Annotated in this window: 16 protein-coding genes; 8 read left to right on the top strand and 8 right to left on the bottom strand. The window is 54.3% G+C overall.

The annotated features are described in order from the left end of the window. Positions 1-407 precede the first annotated feature (407 nt). Entirely contained in the window at positions 408-1499 is a 1092-nt protein-coding gene (locus K6123_RS08615) for a CobW family GTP-binding protein (RefSeq protein ID WP_221796611.1), read from the top strand. A 66-nt stretch (positions 1500-1565) separates the two neighbouring features. On the opposite strand, the gene K6123_RS08610 is transcribed toward K6123_RS08615, so the two are convergent. The 3 genes from K6123_RS08610 to K6123_RS08600 form a co-directional block, all read right to left on the bottom strand. Then, the gene (locus K6123_RS08610; protein ID WP_221796608.1) at positions 1566-2258 is read right to left on the bottom strand and encodes an aspartate/glutamate racemase family protein; all 693 of its coding nucleotides are present in this window, start codon (positions 2256-2258) and stop codon (positions 1566-1568) included. A 59-nt stretch (positions 2259-2317) separates the two neighbouring features. After that, entirely contained in the window at positions 2318-2788 is a 471-nt protein-coding gene (locus K6123_RS08605) for a DUF4231 domain-containing protein (protein WP_221796605.1), read from the bottom strand. Positions 2789-2966: 178 nt separating this feature from the next. Further along, positions 2967-3464 carry a P-loop nucleotide/nucleoside kinase family protein gene (locus tag K6123_RS08600; protein WP_221796602.1) on the bottom strand — a complete coding sequence of 166 codons (498 nt, stop codon included), beginning with the start codon at positions 3462-3464 and terminating at the stop codon, positions 2967-2969. Between the two features lie 215 nt (positions 3465-3679). Between K6123_RS08600 and gpt the strand changes: the two genes are divergently transcribed. From gpt to K6123_RS08585, 3 genes are all read left to right on the top strand, one after another. Continuing rightward, complete coding sequence (gene gpt / locus K6123_RS08595) at positions 3680-4183, top strand: xanthine phosphoribosyltransferase (protein WP_221796599.1); 504 nt, start codon at positions 3680-3682, stop codon at positions 4181-4183. 565 nt (positions 4184-4748) lie between these two features. After that, a complete protein-coding gene (locus K6123_RS08590; protein WP_221796596.1) occupies positions 4749-5477 on the top strand; it encodes a DUF5020 family protein in 729 nt (242 codons plus the stop codon). Between the two features lie 602 nt (positions 5478-6079). Next, a complete protein-coding gene (locus tag K6123_RS08585; protein WP_221796593.1) occupies positions 6080-6538 on the top strand; it encodes a DUF3237 domain-containing protein in 459 nt (152 codons plus the stop codon). Between the two features lie 81 nt (positions 6539-6619). Here the strand turns inward: K6123_RS08585 and K6123_RS08580 are convergent, their stop codons facing one another. Next, positions 6620-7105: a LabA-like NYN domain-containing protein gene (locus K6123_RS08580; RefSeq protein ID WP_221796589.1), complete on the bottom strand. Its 486-nt coding sequence runs from the start codon at positions 7103-7105 to the stop codon at positions 6620-6622. Positions 7106-7384: 279 nt separating this feature from the next. Between K6123_RS08580 and K6123_RS08575 the strand changes: the two genes are divergently transcribed. Then, positions 7385-10615, top strand: coding sequence for an AAA family ATPase (locus tag K6123_RS08575; RefSeq protein ID WP_221796586.1), 3231 nt, complete (start codon positions 7385-7387; stop codon positions 10613-10615). A 22-nt stretch (positions 10616-10637) separates the two neighbouring features. On the opposite strand, the gene K6123_RS08570 is transcribed toward K6123_RS08575, so the two are convergent. Beyond that, positions 10638-11090, bottom strand: coding sequence for a DUF1842 domain-containing protein (locus tag K6123_RS08570; protein WP_221796583.1), 453 nt, complete (start codon positions 11088-11090; stop codon positions 10638-10640). Between the two features lie 320 nt (positions 11091-11410). On the opposite strand from K6123_RS08570, the gene K6123_RS08565 reads away from it, so the two are divergent. Then, positions 11411-13159, top strand: coding sequence for an FAD-binding oxidoreductase (locus K6123_RS08565; protein ID WP_221796581.1), 1749 nt, complete (start codon positions 11411-11413; stop codon positions 13157-13159). Positions 13160-13322: 163 nt separating this feature from the next. Here the strand turns inward: K6123_RS08565 and K6123_RS08560 are convergent, their stop codons facing one another. After that, positions 13323-14249, bottom strand: a complete 927-nt coding sequence (locus tag K6123_RS08560; RefSeq protein WP_221796578.1) for an AraC family transcriptional regulator — start codon at positions 14247-14249, stop codon at positions 13323-13325. A 488-nt stretch (positions 14250-14737) separates the two neighbouring features. Here K6123_RS08560 and K6123_RS08555 point away from each other — a divergent pair, with 488 nt between their 5' ends. Further along, positions 14738-15841: an aldo/keto reductase gene (locus K6123_RS08555; protein ID WP_246624687.1), complete on the top strand. Its 1104-nt coding sequence runs from the start codon at positions 14738-14740 to the stop codon at positions 15839-15841. 41 nt (positions 15842-15882) lie between these two features. After that, positions 15883-16263 carry a RidA family protein gene (locus tag K6123_RS08550; RefSeq protein ID WP_221796574.1) on the top strand — a complete coding sequence of 127 codons (381 nt, stop codon included), beginning with the start codon at positions 15883-15885 and terminating at the stop codon, positions 16261-16263. Positions 16264-16410: 147 nt separating this feature from the next. Here K6123_RS08550 and K6123_RS08545 read toward each other — a convergent pair whose 3' ends face one another. Together K6123_RS08545 and K6123_RS08540 are read right to left on the bottom strand one after the other, a co-directional pair. Further along, positions 16411-18066: a tannase/feruloyl esterase family alpha/beta hydrolase gene (locus tag K6123_RS08545; RefSeq protein WP_221796571.1), complete on the bottom strand. Its 1656-nt coding sequence runs from the start codon at positions 18064-18066 to the stop codon at positions 16411-16413. 454 nt (positions 18067-18520) lie between these two features. Beyond that, positions 18521-19759 carry a serine hydrolase domain-containing protein gene (locus K6123_RS08540; protein ID WP_246624686.1) on the bottom strand — a complete coding sequence of 413 codons (1239 nt, stop codon included), beginning with the start codon at positions 19757-19759 and terminating at the stop codon, positions 18521-18523. Positions 19760-19783 lie beyond the last annotated feature (24 nt).

The raw sequence follows: 19783 nt of genomic DNA, 5'->3' as shown, positions 1-19783 counted from the left end.
CGCATTAACTCCGGATTTCGTTGCGCACTAACACCTGTTTCGCTTACACATATAGCTGTAAACCTGCGCAATAACCTTCCGGGTTTCAAGGTCTTACCCTATTAGCGCTCAGGAAAGCGCACAAGCCTGCTGAAAGAGCGTACATTAATCTGAGTCCCCATCCTATTACACTGTATGCATGCACTGTGTTTCTCGGGAGACAATCAGTGGTTTCCAGTTCCTTGCTCAGCGACATTCGTCGGTTCATGCGTACACGCAGTCAGCACCGAAAACTGGTTACCGGTCTGACTATACCCGCACAAACCCGCAAATCTCTTTTACCCAACACCTGTACCAGCTGCTATAGGGTAACATTCGGCTCGGCAGCAGAAGTTTTTCCCGGTTTTATCGAGCAGCAAAGAGTCACTATGAACGAACAATCCAGAGTCATTCCGACCAATATCATCACCGGCTTTCTGGGCGTTGGTAAAACGACGTCGATTAATTCACTGTTGGCGCATAAGCCAGCGGGTGAGTCCTGGGCGGTGTTGGTGAATGAGTTTGGTCAGGTGGGGATTGATCAGGAAATGATGCCTGATCAGGACGGTTTGCATGTGAAGGAGTTGACCGGTGGTTGTATCTGCTGTGCCATGGGGCCTTCGCTGAATAAAACGCTGCAGGCCCTGATTGAGCAAGCCCAACCCGACCGGCTGATTATTGAGCCAACCGGTATCGGTCACCCGGAAGGCATTATCGACACCCTGATGGGCCCGGCCTTGCGGGACAAGCTCGATCTGCGTGCCACGGTTTGTTTGCTGGACCCACGTCTGCTGGAACAGCCAGACGTGATCGACAATGAAACTTTCCATGATCAGCTGAACCTGGCCGATGTAGTGCTGATTAACAAATGCGATCTGGCCGATGCGGCACAGCTGGAGCTGGCCGAAACCAGCCTCGGCAATATGTTCCCGCCGAAGCAGTACGTTGGCCGTACTACCCGCGGGGTTATCGATCCGGCTCTGCTGGATCTGGTGCGCGATGGTCAGTTACAGGCGCAGTTCCCGGATGCGCATAAACATCAGCATCACGATCATGACCATCAGCATGACCATGCGCATAACCACGGCCATGATCATGACCATCAACACGGTCATAACCACCAGCACAGCCACGACCATTCACAGGCATCACCAGCGGAGCAGATTCCTGAACCGGGCAAACCGATCCGCAAGACTGGTAATGGCAGCGGTTTGTTCAGCTGTGGCTGGATTTTCCACCGTGACGATTGTTTTGATTATTGGGCGCTGGAAGAGGTTCTGAACAGTCTGGAGGGGATCAGCCGTATTAAAGGCGTGATTCATATTGATGGTGCCTGGGTGTTTTATAACCGGGTGCAGAACGAGCATGATTTCGACAAGGTGGCCTACCGTCGCGATAGCCGCATTGAAATCATCAGCTCTCGCGAGCTGGACTGGCCACAAATCGAACAGGATATGATTGCCTGTATGATTGAAGCCTGAATGATTGCCATCCGACGCGGCAAGTTGTCGGATGGCCCTCGCTACGCTCGGTTATTCGACCTACAGTTAACCCAGCGCAAATTCAACGGCTTTCTGGGCATGAATAGCGGTGGTGTCGAATAAGCGAACGCGGGTGTCACTCTGACTGACCAGCATGCCGATTTCGGTACAGCCCAGAATCACAGCTTCGGCACCTGCGGCTGCCAGCGCTTCAATAATGCGCAGGTATTCTGCTCTGGAGTCCGGGTTGATGGTGCCAAGACACAGCTCGTCATAAATGACCCGGTGGACAATGGCGCGATCCTGTTCTTCTGGCACCAGTACCTTGAGGCCGTGGTTTTCGGTCAGGCGGCCTTTGTAGAAGTCCTGTTCCATGGTGAACGCGGTACCCAATAATCCAACGGTTTGGATACCGGCCTGCTGCAAGCTGGCGGCGGTTGCATCGGCAATGTGCAACAGCGGGATTTGTAGTTCAGCTTCGATTTGCGGGGCGACTTTGTGCATGGTGTTGGTGCAGATCAGCAGTACATCGGCACCAGCGGCCTGAATATTTTTTGCCGCAGCCGCCAATATCTTTGCAGTGCCCGGCCAGTCGCCAGCATGCTGGAGTTTTTCAATGGGTTCAAAATCAACGCTGTAGAGGGCAATTTGGGCGGAGTGCAAACCACCCAGCGCCTGTTTTACCCCTTCATTAATGGCCTTGTAATAGCCTTGCGTGCTTTCCCAGCTCATACCGCCCAATAATCCGATGGTTTTCATTTAACCTCTCTGGTTATCTCTGTTCATACTGATTTTTTATGAATCAATAGCGCTATCCGTTATTTGGCGTCCGGAAAACTGACATTGGTAAAAAATCCTTCGGTGTTTGCGGCAGTGATAGCCTGAGCCGAGCGGAGAAATCTCCTGGAAGCCTCAAAATGCTTTTTGAGGCTTTCTGATGTATCTGGCAAAGATCTGGTTTCCAGACACTCCAGTTTCCAGATAGCGAACAGAGACTCCAGATTCAGTTTGGCTCCCATGTTCAGCTTCCACGTTTCATCTGGTTTGAAAAAGGTCGATATACCAGTCACGACTGTAATACCAAGCGACAGGCCAGTGATCCAAAGTGATTTATGTTCCAGCGGAAGCTCACTTTGAGAAATAAACGGAATAGCGACACTCAGAAAAAGCGTTGATGTACCAAGTATCCGAAAGCTCAACCTGGGACCTGCCACATGGGTCGCGTAGAACGAGTGGGCAACGTTCATTTCGCTAATAATCAGTTGTTCGATCTCATCCAGTATTTCCATATCCGACTTTTCCCTGCCAGCAGTTCGGTGTCCCGATTTAACAGCCAAGCGACGTCCCGATGACCTCGCCAATAGAGTAACAAATGATACTTGAGCCAATAGCCAGTTTACTCACAAAGGATCAGAAAACGATCAATGATTCGGGTTTTGCGTTACCAATGCCAGTCTATGTTGCCCTTCAAAGGCAGCCATGTGCCATTCGAATAACGTTAAACCCTTCTTCCGCCTGCGGCGCTACAAAATACTGATTCATGGCAGCAAACATCTCGGGGGTATCCGTCGCCGCCCGTTGCGGTTGTTCGATGCTACGTTGGGCAATCCGTTGCAGACAAACGTTATCCTCTATATCCAGCCAGATCAGTTGGTGTGGAGCCTTTATTTCGCTGAACAGTTGCTGGAACCAGCCACGCTGATTAAAGGTATTGGCAGGGAAATCCATCACCACATGGGTTCCCGCCGCCAGCATGGACTGCACCAGTTGTTTGATCGGTGGCTTCAGCAGGTTGCTGTAATGAACATAGTCGCCCAGCGATGTGATTTGTCCCGGATAGAGGGCTGCCAGCCACTGGTCTTCTGATAGCAAGACGGCATTTTGCTGCCGGGCTATCTCACCGGCTTTGGTCGATTTACCGGCGCCCATTTTGCCGCAGAAAAAAGTGAGGGTTCCTGTGGTCATTCCGGTCTGGCTCCTGTGGCGATAGTTGGCGTTATACCATCCTGTTGGAACAAGGCTGTAGTTGCCGGTTCAATCCTGTAACCCAGCTGGCCAGCCAACCGCTTTCTGTACTATTTTTAATCATGATCAGTCGCCTGATACTTGAACCCTGCGCGCTCTGCGAATAAAGTGACCGATTGGTCAGCTTTTTCAGAAATTCAGACAGGTTTTGCCCTATGCCAGATCTCACTTATTCCATGGATTACCCGGTCAGCTGGGAAGAATTACATCGTAATGCCCGCGCGCTGTCGCTGCGTTTGCTCGATAAAGGCCCGTGGAAAGGCATGATTGTGATTACCCGTGGTGGTCTGGTGCCCGCAGCGATTTTGGCCCGCGAGCTGAACATCCGTTTGATCGACACCATTTGTGTCACCAGTTATAAGCCCGCGGCGGACGACGATGCCACCCAGTCGGTGCAGGGCGAGCTGGAGTTATTGAAAGGTGTTGATGGTGATGGCGAAGGCATGCTGCTGATCGACGATCTGGTCGATACCGGCAAGACCGCCCGTTATGTACGTGAGATGCTGCCGAAAGCACACCTGGCAACCATTTATGCCAAGCCTGCCGGTGTTGATCTGGTGGATACCTACATTACCGAAGTGAGCCAGGATACCTGGATCCGTTTCCCCTGGGATATGGAGTACACCTTCTCGACGCCATTGGCGGATCGTAACAAGTAAGATCCTGGCGGCTGGGCCACGCTGTGGCTCGGCCTGATTTCGGGAATAAATTCCCTCCTACGCTTCCAACCATGTAATGGGCGCAGCCCATTCTGCTTTAATGTCCATGCAGGTCAGATAAGACCACGAAGTGGCCGCCATCCGGCAAGCCGTCGTTGGATGGCTCTCGCTACGCTCGTTTATCCAACCTACGTACGCTGATTTCGGGAATAAATTCCCTCCTACGCTCCCAACGGTGCATGGGCACGCCTGCCGGCTTCGAAACTCTCAGTTGCGCTATTTGCGCCAATTCTGTGCTGACCGTTTGGTCAAGTGCACTATCCACAGGCATTTTTTTACAGACGTTCAAACTTCAAACGCTGGCTGGCATGCGAAAACCCGCGAATTCCGGGGTATCAGTAACTTTTTTCACAACACCTGCCCAGTTGGTCAGGAAATTGCTATTTCAGGTTCACTGTCCAAACGGTCAGGTTTATGACCATGACATTGGCTGGATCGGCTCAATAACAACCGCCGTCCGCAGAGTGATTTACCGAACGTTAATCCTGTGAATAGAGAGAGAAGCATGAAAAAACAGATTCTGGCCCTGGCCGTTGCTGCTGCCGCTATCGTCCCTGCCGCTCACGCTGAGCGTTATTTTGCTGACAACAGCATTTCTGTACTGATGGGTGGTGATTTCAAAATCGAATCCGAAGACTGGCCGCAGAATAACGACGACCATGGCCTGACTACCTACACGGTTGAGCACGTATCCGGTTACAGCTGGGGTGGTCTGTTCTTCTTCATGGACCGCGATCAGGGCGACGATAACTTCACTGCCAGTTACAGCGAATTCTCGCCAAAGTTCTTCCTGACCAAGTTTGATAACAGCATCATCAAGAACATCAACCTGGCTTTCACTGTTGAATCCGGCTCCAACTCCAGCGGTTTCAGCCAGGACAACTACCTGTTCGGTATCGGTGCCGACCTGGCGATTCCTGGTATGAACTACGCCAGCGCCACCGTGTACCGTGCCAAGAACGACAACGATGTTAACGACGACAACCAGCTGACCCTGACCTACGGTGCCAACTGGGGTAACGTCGCTTTGGAAGGTTACATCGACTACTCCACTGGCAGCGACGACCACAAGTCCAGCTTCAACTTCAACCCACAGCTGACCTACGATATTGCTTCCCTGATTGGTTACGACAACAAGTTCAAGGTAGGCGTCGAAATCAGCTCCTGGCACAACAAGTACAACAGTGAATTCGACGAAGACACTGTCAGCGCGCTGATCAAGGTACATATGTAATTCGGTTGCCTGCAAAACAGGCGAACATTGGGCCAGGTACCGGCTCAAACAAGTGTTAGGGGGTTCGCGGCCGGTAATTCTCCGGCTGGCTGCGAAAACCCCGACATTCGTCGGTCAGTACAGATAATCGGCCAAACAGTTAACCTCTACTCCACGAAAATTGTTCTATTACCGGATGGGCTATTAGCTGCTGCCAATTGCCATCAGTTCTTCCACGCCCTCACATTCAGCAATCTGCGAAGGCCCTGCGCAAATGGATGATATTTGCCGCAAAACATGCCGATCTCCCCCCCTGATCCCCCTGTCGTTATTAAAAACCCGGTTTTGTCAGCCAGCAGTCCTGTATGTTCATAGTCTGCTGGCGTTTTCTGGATGGAACCTGACACTGGTCAGATCCCTCTGGATTATCCGGCCAACAACATTTCACAACTGGCTTTTCTACAAAGTAGAGATCGTTAAGATCTAACGATCGATACAGAACTATATAAAGCTTCATTTGCAACACCTTGTTCAGAGCCTGTGGAATACACCCGGGCGCAGCGTGCCTGAAACCATCACACCACCAGAGCCATTGGGCCCAGACGGTGCCTAAGGAGATTTTTATGCAGCAACCTCAACTCCGTTTCTTCGCCCGTCTGAAGGTGACGGTCGATGGGCCGCAGGAGATTGGTCAGATCAGCCAGGGCCTGCGCCGGGTGATTCCGATTACCGGTGGCACTGTCGAAGGCGATGGCTGGAGCGGTAAGGTACTGCCAGGTGGTGCTGATTTTCAGCTGGTAATGACACCAAGGATGGCTGCACTGGACGCCCGTTATATATTGGAAAGTACGTCCGGAGAGCGGATTTTCATCGAGAACCGTGCGGTCCGGGTGGCGGAGCCGGAAATCACCGCCAAACTGGTAGCCGGAGAAGTGGTTGATCCGGCGCTGATTTATTTCCGCTGCACCCCGCGGATGGAGAGTGCTGCCGAACGTTTCCAGTGGGTTAGCGAGCGCATCTTTGTCGGTACCGGAGTTCGTCACCCGGACAGTGTGGAGCTGACCTTTTACGAAGTATTGTGAAACCCGCCAACATCCCCTGCTTGCTGGACGGCCTGACTCTGGTGCAGCAGACCGGACCGCTTCACCGGTCTGTTGAGCCGTTTACAGCAGCAGCTCACCTTCAATCGGAACATATTCACTGGCGGCAGCCACCAGCGAGGCTGCCGTCAGTTTTTCCACGCCGTAAACTTCAACCCGTTTGCCTTCCTGGCCAGCAATCCCCTGGCGCAATTTTTTCACCAGCAAGTCAAAATCGCCATCACCGGATACCAGCACCACCACATCCGCTGCGGCACCATATTCCAGCGCATCAATGGTAATACCCACATCCCAGTCGCCCTTGGCAGAACCGTCCGAGCGCTGGATAAAGGGTTTCAGTTTTACCTCAAAACCAATCGCCCGCAGGATATTCTGGAATTCCCGTTGTTTGGTATCACCTCGATCCGTCGCATAGGCAATCGCCTTGACGACCTCGCGGCCTGCCGTTGCCCGGGCCCAGAAGCGGTTGTAGTCGAAGTTACGCCGAAAGGCGCTGCGAGTGGTGTAATAGACGTTCTGCACATCGACAAAAATAGCGACACTGGTCATGAATAAATCCGGCGGAGTTAACCTGCTGAGGTGAGTCTGTTCAGACTACAGGGTTGCTTGGGCAACGACTACTGACTGGCCGGAATGAGCAAGATGCGCCGTCAACCTATGGATCAGAATCAAGCCTTTACAATAACTGACAGCTATATTAGCAATCTGCCTTTAACGCCTCTGGCGCCACCCCGGTGATCGCGGGTAATCTCTCATACTTGTGACTGATGTCACACTTAACACAGCCAGTGGCCCACCAGATCGGTCAATCCAGAGGACGGAACACGCATGAGCAGTAAGGACGGACGCATCCCCCTGAACGTTGCGGTATTGAAGGAGCAGCGTAAACGCATCGGTCTGAGCCAGGAAAAACTCGCCGAACTGTGCCAGGAACAAGGCTTTCTGGTCTCCGTCTCTTCCATCAAGCGCGCCGAATCCGGTATGAACGTGCTCTATCGCACCGCCACCAATCTGGCCGAGTTTTACGGTATCGCTATCGAACAGCTGTTACTGACCGATGATAACGGCGATGTCGATGCACAAACCCATGCAACGCTGGCCAGTCTGCCTTTCTACGAACGCTCCTTGCTGACGCTGGTGTTGGAAAGCCCGGAACCAGCCGTATTTGATCAGCTGGCGACCCTGCTTGATGGCAGCCACAGCCACTTTGGCCAGCAACATCAGCAACTGGTGCTGGGCTGGAGTGTGGATAACAACGACGAATACGTGTTCGAACGTATCAGCCAGCTGTGTGCCAGCCTGCAACAGCGCTTTCAGGACTCCGTTCGGATGTTCGTTGAAGCCACAACGCTGGAGCACAGCAGCCAGCCACTACCGGCGAACAACACGGAAGTCAGCCTGTTGCCCGTCAGCGAGCGCATGCAAACCATTCTGCAGCGGGTACCCTGGGGCCAGATCATTGCCTGCCCGTGTTTTGTATCGTCTAACCGCATGACTCCAGAAGCCGTGGTAGACCCGGCAGACCCGCAGTTCTGTTATTGGTATCTGGTGTCCACTCATTCACACGACAGCGACCGCTTTGTTGGCCGTCAGGAAGAACTGGCAGCCTTGCGCGAAGGCATCAACCGGCTGCAACACAGTGGCCAGGGCCGTGGTTATTGCCTGTCCGGCATGGCCGGTATTGGTAAAACCCGGTTGTTACAGGAAGCACTGGAATACGCCGCGACCACAGGCTGCCCGCTCACCCAGGTACAACTGCTCAATCACGGGGTGGTCGACAGCCGCTCGCCGCTGACGATTCTGAGCCGGGCGCTGTTTGGCTTCGACAAGGACGAATCCGACGAGCTGATTCGCGGCCGTATTGCACTGTCCGAAATTCCCTCTTCCCATCACCTGTTTATCTACTGGCTGATGGGTCTTGGCCTGACCGACTCGGAAAAACAGCTGCTCGACCTGATCGACTTCAATTCGCTGCAGCAAGCCATTGTCAGCAGCGTTGAACTGCTGCTCAACGCCCGTCGTCAGCTGCCTGCAGCCATTATTGCGGTTGAAGATATTCACTGGGCCGACGATGCCCTGATGACGGTGTTAAAAGCCCTGCTACAGCAGAGCAGCCAGACCAACCTGTTACTGCTGCTGACGTTCCGTCAGCAAAACCGGCTGGCAGTGCGCCAGAGCTGGTTTGACCATGTCGAACTGATTGAGCTGGACGCCCTTTCCAGTGCCGAAGCCTGGGAACTGGCGGAACATATGGCACCGCAACAAAGCGAGTTGATTCGCCATTGTGTTGAACTGGCCCAGGGCCATCCGCTGTTCCTGCGCCAGACCCTGCTGTGCGCCAACCTCGGCAGCGATATTCCGGAATCGCTTGAGCATCTGGTGATCGCCCAACTCAAGCAGCTGGAGCCACTCGACCTTGAAGCGGTGAAATCGGCCTCGGTATTCGGTCAGGTATTTGGCCTCGAACAACTGAGGTTTGTGGTGAACAACCCGGGCTATACGCCAGAACGGCTGTTAGCCAAAGGCCTGATCAAGGACATCGGCCAGCAGTACATGTTTCACCACGATCTCATCTGCGGCGCGGTCTACAAGCAACTGACCGATGGAGAGCTGGTTGAGGTAAACAAACTCTGCGCCAGCTGGTACGAACCACGCGATAAGTATCAGTACGCCCTGCACATCAGGCAGGCCCAAAGCCAGGACGCCTTCGACGTACTGGTCACCACAGCACGCCATTACCTTGATAACTTCCAGTTTGAAAAAGCCCTGCGGCTGATCGAAGAAGCCATCGCCATCGCGCCACCAGCACAGCTGGCCTTTGCGCTCAACTTTCAGGGCAACTGCCTGTACACCATGGGACGCATGGAAGACAGCATAACGTCGCTTGAAAAAGCCCTCGAACAGGCCCAGAGCACGTCAGGATCAGAGCAGGAACACAGCCGTTATTACCTCGATCTGGTCAAGCCCTACCGACTCACCGACAACAACGACAAGGCCATGGCATTGCTGGATCAGGCCCAGACCCTGTCGGAACAGCACCAGCAATATGTACAGCTGGCGGAAATTCATTCGATGCGCGGCAACATGCTGTTCCCTACCGGCCAGATGGATGCCTGTGAACGCGAACACCAGCAGGCGCTGGCCTACAGCAAACAGTCCGGCAGCCAGGCCACCATCGCCAAATCTCTCGGTGGTCTTGGCGACTGTTCCTATGCCCAGGGCAAGATGACCACGGGTTATCAGTATTTGCAGGAGTGTTTGCAGATTTGCGAGCAGCAAAGCCTGCTCAATGTCGAAACCACCAACCGTTACATGCTGGCGACTGTGATGATTTATCAGCTGGCGTCAATTCCGGCGTTGCAGCAAGCCCAGCAGGCTTCCAACCAGGCCTACCTGACCGCTAACCGACGGGCGGAAATTGTTTCGCGGTTAACCGCTGGCTGGATCTTTCTCGACAGCAATGCGCTGGTGCAGGCAGAAAACGAAATCAACACCGCCTTACAGCTATCCGAGCAGCTCAAGGCCAGTCGTTTTATCGCCTTTATGCTGGAATCCAAAGCCCGTTTGCTGCACTACAAGGGCGACCACAGCGGTGCCGAAGCCTGCATCCAGCAAGGTCTGGAACTGGTGCGTGAATACCGTATGCAAAGTTTTATTGGCCCCTGGTTATGCGCTACCCGAGCGCTGGTCAGCCAGCAACCGGAACAGATACGGGCAGCCCTGGCGGAAGGCGAGCTGTGGCTGCAATCTGCCTGCGTTGGCCACAACTATCTGCGTTTCTACCAGCAAGGTATTCAGGTCGCCTGGCAGCAACGGGACCCGCTTTTACTGCAACGCTACCGGACTGGTCTGGCCGACTTCACCCGGGCTGAACCCAACCCCTGGAGCGAATTTCACATCGAACGGGCGGATCTGCTACTGGGGTTGCTGAACCCGCAAGCCAACCAACAAACATCGGTGGCCGAGCTGTTGCGCTTTAATCAGAAAGCCACCAGCTGTCATATCAATCAGGCTCAGATCGACCTGACGGAGCTGCAACAGTTGTTGCAAGAAAACTGAAAACGGCTAGCTGTTCGGCGGCTCAACCGGCAGCCTGCTGCTGAAACCGGGCATCCTGTTTTACCTCCAGCAGCTGCACTGGCTGGCTTTCAACATCAACCCAGTTACCGTCCTTTTCCTTGTAGCGGTAGCTGGCGATACCGGTTTTCCAGCCCTCGTTCAGCAGGATGGAAGCGCTGATATTCTGCATATCCAACCCGACCGGGGGGACGCCTGGAAACGGATGATTACCCTTCAGCTCCAGCATGATATGGCAGGTCTTGATGCCATATTGATACTGGTATTCACCGGCAATCATCGACTGGATATTCACCGCACTATCACCATCCTGCGACACCCGCCCCTGACCGGCAATGGTCTTGGCAGCAGTGCCCACCAGCACGTTCAGTTCAAACGCCTTGCTGCCAGGGCGTTGGTTGCCAATTCGATAACGAGCCAGAAAAACACCAGCAGTCTGCATATCCCTTGTTCCCATAACTTGTCCTCCTGACTGGTCCAGACCCTGAGTGGTAATGACCGTGAGTGATAGTGCCGTGATTGATGGCCACACAGTAAAGCCTGACTGATCAGTCGTCAGGTTCAGTTCAGTATCATTTGCACTGAACGGGAGACAGGAACATTAGCGTAGGCTGGGCCGTGCCCAGCAAATGTTGGGCGTGGCCCAACCTACTTCCGACGCCCGACACCTGAGCTGTCGCACCACTCCCGCCATCTGACACCAAACTGATACTGACGCCCGACTGACCGGATACTAATGTAAGCATCACTAATTGCTGACATGACGATGGAACGAGCATGACCAACAAGATCCCCCAGGATTCATCGACCACGACTAATCCGATTCCGGAACTGCAACGTCTGGGGGTGCTGGCAACCTATGCCCTCTCTGTGCGTAACGCCCGTCAGTTTCGTCACCATATGCTGGATAACGGCTTTCCGGTCGAACGACTGCTGACGCCACTGGATACCCGCGAATCCAATCTGCCAGGACTGGCCGGGCTAACCCACTACCAGACCGAAACCCTGATTTTTAACACCCGTTACCAGTATCAGCCGTTTGCCATTGTGATGTGCAGCTCCACCGACGAGGTGGTACTGGCCTATAACACCGCTGTCCGTTTCAACCTGCCGGTCCGTATTCGCGCCGGTGGCCATGACCATGCTGGCGAATGCAGCGGTGATAACGTGGTGCTGATTGACGTTACCGGGCTGCGCAAATTTGACATCGACGACGACGGCATCGCGACCATTGGTGCCGGCTACCGCTTCTATCAACTGACCCCCTTACTGGCCAAACACGATCGCATGATTGCCCACGGCACCTGCGCAACCGTTGGTTTGGCTGGCTATATTCAGGGTGGCGGCTGGGGACCCTGGACCCGCAAATATGGTATGGGCTGCGAACGCCTGATCGGCGCTACGCTGGTACTGGGCAACGGAACCGTGGTCGAAGTCAGTGAGGAATCACATCCCGAATTGCTGTGGGCGCTGCGTGGTGGCGGCGGTATGAGTTACGGCATTGTCACTGAGCTGAAAATGCAGACCTTCCCGTTACCTGCGGAAATTCATCGCTTTGAGCTGGAGTGGAATATCCCCGCCAAAACCTCAGCTGGTCCGGACTGCACCCCACAGCAAGACGTCACCACGCTGACCCTGTTGAAAAACTGGGAAGCCGTGATTCAGTCTGACCAGACCAGTCAGTTGCTCGGCACCAATCTGAAGATCAACGCCATTCCGGCACCGGCTGGCGACTATGACCTGAAACAGCTGTTTCATAACAGCCTGATGTACGGCTACTGGGACGGTGACCAGAATACGCTGGAAGCCTTTATTGCCAGCCAGTTCAGCAACACCCCACCCAGTCGGGTGCAGATTCACAAGGCCGGGGGCGCTGACTCAACCGTTAAATACGACCATTCCCTGATGGGCAACTGGGACAGAAACTCGCTCGCTGATGCCAGCGCCGAACAGGGACACATCGCCTTTGCTGCCGTTGGCGGAACCCCGTTTGTGCCGGATTACGATGCCCCGGCACCGCACAAGCTGACTTCCCGTCTGGTATCTGCTGGCGGTCTTGGTGACGGTGACGATGCTGAACAGGGTTATCTGCAACTGCTACAGACCCTTACCTCGCCGCTGCTGCAACTAAACAACAGCGCCAGTGGCCTCTACAGCTACGTCACTCTGGGTGCGATCGATGGTGACTTTTACCGCAACCAGCAGCAGCTGTCTGAGATGGCCTTTCCCTATCGCCGCTGCCAATACACCATCCAGTACCAAACCTGGTGGAACGAGAGCCTGCGCCTCAAGATCGAACAGCAGAACAACGACGTCTATGTCGACACCAACCGCGCGATGGACTGGATTGATGCCTGCCGGGATGCCGAGATTCAGGGTACCTACGGCGCCTTTATCAGCTTTAAGGATGCATCGATCCCGACCGAGGTTTATTTCGACAGCAGCTATCAGCGGCTGGTACAGATCAAGCAAGAGTACGTAGAGGACAAGGATAACCACCTGCGTACCCGGAAAACCATTATCTGATGGCTGAACCCAACGGCTGATGTGCCTCCCAACACAGCAGCCTTTCTGCCACGCCTGACCACAGGGAGGATCCAATCAAATCTGTACCAATGACCCAACCAAGCCGGACTGTCCCCCCAGTCCGGCTTTTCTATATGGGCAATATGCTGCTCTGGCAACAGGGCTAGATAGCCGTTTCGATAGCAATTTCCGACCGCATGATCGCCTTGTCCTTGCCCGGCGGGGCACCAAACAACTTGCGATAATCACGGCTGAACTGCGACGGGCTTTCATAACCAACCTGATATCCCACGCTGGCGACTTCCTGATCGCCCAACAACAAGCGGCGAGCCTCCTGCAACCGCACCAGCTTCTGAAACTGAACTGGCGTTAGCTGGGTAATCGCCTTGAAGTGACGATGAAACGAAGCCGGACTCATATTCGCCATCTGCGCCAGCTCAGCCACCTGAAAGGCCTGCTGAAAATGTGTACGCATCCAGGCCGCGACCTGGCCAATACGAGCGGTTTCACTGTCCTTGATGCCAGTTTGCTGCAACGCCAGCGCCAATGGTGAACGCAACAACCGCCAGCAGATTTCCCGCCGGATCAAGGGTTCCAGTACCGGACGGTCGTCCGGCTGGTCCAGCAGCTGCAACAGCCGGATGACAGGATCGTACAAGTCTGCCGGTGCTGTCGCCGTAATCAGCGCCTGCCGGGAAGTGCTCGAACGCGGTGCCCGGCTCACCACCTCCGGATGCGCCAGCAGCAGCTCAGCCACCATCGCCGGATCGATTTCCAGACTCATGGCCAGATACGGCCGCTGCTCGGACGCTTCAATAATGCGCGACACCACCGGCATGTTGACCGAGGCAAACAGACACTGGCCAGTGTGATATTGCAGCGCAAAATCCCCCGCTGCAGTCTGCTTGGCACCCTGTAACACCAGACAGAATGACGTCTGATACAAGGCCCGGATCGTGCCGCTGGGGGCGGTCGCCCGGGTCAGCCGCAGCCCGGCAATCGCACTTTCAGAACCGTGCTGCAGCCATTGCTGTTCCACCAGCTGACGCAGCTGTTGGTGCGGTTGTGAAATTACAGTGGTCGCCGTCATAGGTTGATTCCTTATGGTCGATTATCACAGCCAGCCGTCATCACGCAGAGCATGGCAACGAGGTGAAATTCGTAGGGTCAGGACATGTCCCGACAGCCACTGAGATATCATCAGAGTGTTGTCCAGGCATGCCTGGACCCTACGGCATAAATTCCCCGGTATCATCCTGCGCCTCTGGTGTCACCATGCAGAGCGTGGCAACGAGGTGAAATTCGTAGGGTCAGGACATGTCCCGACAGCCACTGAAATGTCATCAAAGGCGTTGTCCAGGCATGCCTGGACCCTACGGAATAAATTCCCCGGTATCATTGGTGTCATTACGCACAGAGTGGCAAGGAGTCGATCCTTCGTACTCTAGCGAGTCCGCTCACAGAAACCAGCCCTTGCAGATCATCCTGAGAGGATCGTGCAATTCTGTGCGAGTTTCTGCCAGCCTCAAAAGCCGCACCGCCGTCTAGCATGGACAAACACTCAACGAGGACTTTGCCATGACGGATTCAGCACCTGTAATGAACAACCTGCCACAATCAGCAAAACCAACCAGCCTGTCTTATCGCACGCTTGGCCACTCCGGCCTGTTTGTCTCCGAACTCTGCCTCGGCACCATGACCTTTGGCGGCGGTGATAACGACATGTGGGGCATGATCGGCAAGCTGCAACAACAGCAAGCCGACGAACTGGTGCAGGCCGCACTCGACGCCGGTATCAACTTTATCGACACCGCCAACGTCTACGGCTTTGGTAACAGTGAACGGATTGTCGGCCAGTCACTGCGTAATCTGGCGGTGAATCGTGAAGATGTGGTGATTGCCACCAAGGTGCTCGGGCCAATGGGCGCTGGTCCCAACAACCGTGGCGCTTCCCGTGGCCACATCATCAACCAGTGCAAGGCCAGCCTCAGCCGCTTGCAAACCGACTATATCGACCTTTACCAGATTCACGGTTTTGATCCGGCGACACCGATGGAAGAAACCCTGATGGCGCTGAATACACTGGTCCAGCAAGGCCATATTCATCACATCGGGCTGTCGAACTGGGCCGCCTGGCAAATGATGAAAGCCATTGGCATCAGTCAGGCGCGCCAGCTCTGCCCGATCATTTCCCTGCAAGCCCACTACACCCTTGCCGGTCGCGATCTTGAGCGCGAAGTCATTCCCATGCTGCAGTCCGAAGATGTTGGCCTGATGGTCTGGAGTCCGCTGGCCGGTGGCTATTTGTCGGGTAAATACGAAGGACAACCGGCCAGCACCGATAACCGCCGCGCCAGTTTCGATTTCCCGCCGGTGAACCGTGAACGCGGCAGTCAGGTAATTGCAACCTTGCGCGACATCGCCGCTGGCAAGCAGCTTGATGGCAAAGCCGTCAGCGTCGCCCAGCTGGCACTGGCCTGGCTGTTACACCAGAGCGCTGTCAGCAGCGTGATTATCGGCGCCAAACGTATCGATCAGCTACAAGACAACATCGCTGCCGCGGCCATTCAGCTGACGGATGACGAGCTCGCCGCGTTGGATCAGGTCAGCCGTTTACCCGCGGAATATCCCGGCTGGATGCTGGAACGGCAGGGCGAATATCGCTCCCATATGCAGGGCTGAACCACACCCATATGTCCAAACAGCTAAAACAGGGACTCGATATGCAACTGGAGAGAATCAATTATCCGGCGCTGGCGGCGCCGGTCGGCCCCTATGTGCACGCGGTAAAACACCAGCACACGCTGTATCTGTCGGGTCTGACGGCCTTTGGCAGTGCCGCTCAGGGGCAGCCAGTCGCACAACAGGCAGCAGAAATATTCCGTCAGATAGCAGCAATTGCCGCGGCTGAAGGCAGCGATTTGGGCAGCCTGATCAAGGTGACCGCCTTTGTGACATCATTCGACGACATCGACTCATTGCGCCTGGCCTTGTTTGAGATCTATCAGCAACGGCTGCCAGCCAGTTCTCTGGTACAGGTCGCGGCGCTGTTCAGCCCGGCGATTGATATCGAAATCGAAGCCATACTGGCGTTGCCGAGATAGCTCATTGATCAGAGCCAGCTGTCGCTGCTTGTTTGTCTGTAAACTGCCAAAAGCCGGATGGGGTTAATCATCCGGCTTTTGGAGTTCAATAGTTGGGGCATCCCTGCCTCCGCTCTCTTTATGATCCTGACTGGTTAACCCCGCCGGTTATTCGGCAGTCGGGGTCTGGCAGCTGAAGCTGTCGGCGCTTTCAATATCACCGCTGCCGTTGTAAACCGCTTCCTCAGGGTAAGGACACAATGGACGGGTACGGCCCGGCCAGGAGGTGTCATCACCTGCAGTAGCGATGATTTCTGCCGGTTCGTTGTCTTCTTCGACCCAGGCCTGCAAGGCACTGAATGAGTCGAATTCATCGGTCGCATCACCACCGGAACAGTGGCCCATGCCAGGCACAAAGTAGGCTTTGACGAAGTCTGCCGTCTCGGTGCCGTAGCGAGCTTCCAGTTCGGCGTAATAGGCTTCAACGTCTTTCAACGAGAACGCCAGATCCGCGGAACCGTTCAGAATCATCAGCTTGCCACCACGCGCCAGGAAAGCATCCAGGTCTGGCGATTCGCCATTGGTGAACTCCACACCGGAACGTTGGAAAGTACCGTTGGTGGCGTACATTTTGGCGAATTCGGTGTCGATATCCGCATTCAGGGCATAGCTTTTCAGGTCTTCGGTAATGGTTGGTGGTGTGGTGTAGATGTGGGAAGCTTCACCCGCAAAAATGGTCAGGAAGGGATTGGCAAACTGGCTCGACATGCCAGGGTCAAACGGCCAGGCCGCATAGATAAGTTCGCCTTCGCTGGTATAGGCACCGGCAAACATCTTGCTGACGTACTCGGCTTTTTCTTCGCTCAGGCAGTTGTCCGATTCACCATCCGCACAGACCCAATCCATCGGGTCCGGATTACAGGACGAAAAGCTGCTGACCATACCGTCTTCAACCCCATCCAGTGCATCACAGCTACTGAAAATACGGGTTTTCAACGTGGTGATTTCAGCAGCAGTCAGCCCCTGGGTCAGATCCGGTTCGCCATCGTCACCGGTTGGAGCCACGGCCGCTGTCAGCTGCGCCTGATACAGCGCTTGCACGGACGATTGCGCCAGCTTGAAACCTGGCGCCGAGGCGATGATACCGTCGAACAGGTCAGGATATTCCTGCGCCGCAACCATTGCCTGACGGCCACCATTGGAACAGCCAACAAAGTAGGCGTATTCATCTTCGCTACCGTAGAAGGATTCAATCAGGGTACGTGCCGCTGCGGTAACCTGCGGGATCTGCATATCGCCGTATTCATCACGGGCCTGAGGATCGGCACCAAACAGGTAGGAGCCATTGGCAACGCCGGTTTCGGCAATATGGCCGGAGTCTGTGGTTACGACAGAGAAGCCGTCAGACAGCGCATTACTCGTATTACCGCCACCCGCGTACTTACCGACGGCAGTAAACAAGGTGCCATCAACCCCACTGCCCCCCTGATAATACAAGCGGTTATTCCAGTCTTCCGGCATCCGCACTTCAAACTGCAGCTTGTAGTCCTTGCCGTCGATCCCGGTACGTTCATTCATCGCCCCCCGTACCAGACAGTGATTGGGCCACAAGGCGCTGGAGGCATCGCCGTCACTGGCTTCGGTATAGGTAGCCTCGGTCACGGTACCACCGCTGACTTCGAGCCCGACCAAAGCTTCACACGACTGCTGAAAAGCAGAAACATCCGAACCAGCAGAGCCACTGTCTGACGAGCTGCCACAGCCAGCCAATACCCCTGCCAATATTGTTACCGAACCAGCGATCAATGGTTTTGAAATCTTCAACCCTGTCTCTCCTTCTTTTGGATTTTATGACGTACACATCAATAAACCTTGCAATCCGAGAACCAGAAAGATGATTCAAATCAATTTAATTACAATGTAGACACTATAAAAATAGATTATAAAAAGCCCACTAAATCGACCTAAAGCCGCTTAAAACCTGACTAAACTGCATAAAAAACAACAGACAAAAGTTGTAGAAGCAGTGTAAACAAAGGATTTTCAGAAGCTGACAATAGTGTCAATCAAACCTTTTCAGCTCAACAACCAAACCTGACTGCCAGCATAAAAATAAGGTGTATGCACCATTTTAAGAAATAAATTCAGCAGAACGCACCAGATCGATACCCGGCAACTGCCAGCAACAAAGGTAAAATGTCAGAAAAACACCCGCCGGCTGCAGAGGGCAAGCAGTGCAGCGGGCAGGTGTATCCTCAGGCGTTCGCCCTGAAGATTCTTACTTGGCAGGATTCCAGTGGGAAGCCGCCATAAAGAAGCCGAAGGTTTCACCCATCAGGATTTCTTCATCCACGTCGAGCGGGAAATAGCTCAGTTTGACGATCACGGTGTTGGTGGATGGATCGACAAATACGAACTGACCTTGCAGGCCAATGGCTGAGTAGGCTGGTGTATGGGAAACGGTCCAGAACTGGTAGCCGTAATCCACCACTTCGTGTTCGTCACCAGCGGGTTTGGAAGCGGCTTTCACCCACTTTTCAGAAACGATACGACGACCTTCGATTTCACCGCCGTGCAGCATCATTTTGCCGAAACGGGCAAAGTCACGCAGGGTGGCGTTGAAACCAGCACCGCTGAATTCGCGGCCCACACCTGGCTCACCGTCCATGATGAAGAAGCCATCGTGTTCTGCACCCAGCGGTTCCCACAGGTTTTCCGCCATGAAGTGCGCCAGTTTCTGGCCGCTTACACGCTCCAGCAGCAGACCCAGTACGGCGGTATCAATGGTCTTGTAAGCGAACACTTCACCCGGCTTGTGAGCACGCTTGATGTCTTTGGCGACATCAACAAAACGCACTACGTTCTTGATCAGGGCTTCGATGTGGTTTTTGGCAGCGATGCCTGGCTTGGCGAAGTCATAGCTTTCTTCGTAATCAACACCAGAACGCATTTCCAGAACCTGACGAATGGTCACGCCTTTGTAGCCGCCTTTCTTCAGTTCCGGCAGGTATTTGGTAACGTCTTCGTCGATGTCCTTGATCAGGCCCTTATCCACCGCGATCCCCACCAGAATACTGACCACGGATTTGGTCATCGACCAGCCCATGAAAGTGGTCTGCGGGTTGCTGTGGTTGAGGTAGTTTTCATAGACGATCTTGTCGTCTTTCATGATCAGCAAGGCGTTGGTGTAGGTACGATCCAGAAAATCTTCCGGGTCCATCTGCTGACCATTGAACTCGTATTTGAAGTTCAGTGGCTGCTCATCTTTCAGCAAGGGTGTCACAGCACCGGAACGACCCACTTTGCGGGTCGTGAAGAGGGTATCCATGGAACGGAATGTCAGGGTGTTGATGCCCTTGTCGTTCATGTGCCAGCGTGCATTCTGGATGGCAACCGGTACTGAAGATTCAGGGCCAATACTGGCGACCAGCGGGTTCAGTTCAACACCATAGGAAGGCAGGGAAATAGCCACAGCAGCGGCGGCACCCAACAGAGGCTTGCTATTGATAATCGGCATGGGGAACTCCATACGAGCCGAACA

Source organism: Oceanobacter mangrovi (assembly GCF_019740315.1).
Classification (GTDB): domain Bacteria; phylum Pseudomonadota; class Gammaproteobacteria; order Pseudomonadales; family Oceanobacteraceae; genus Oceanobacter; species Oceanobacter mangrovi.
The sequence above is the reverse complement of the archived record's forward strand: the minus strand, read 5'-3'. Positions and strand labels throughout refer to the sequence as shown.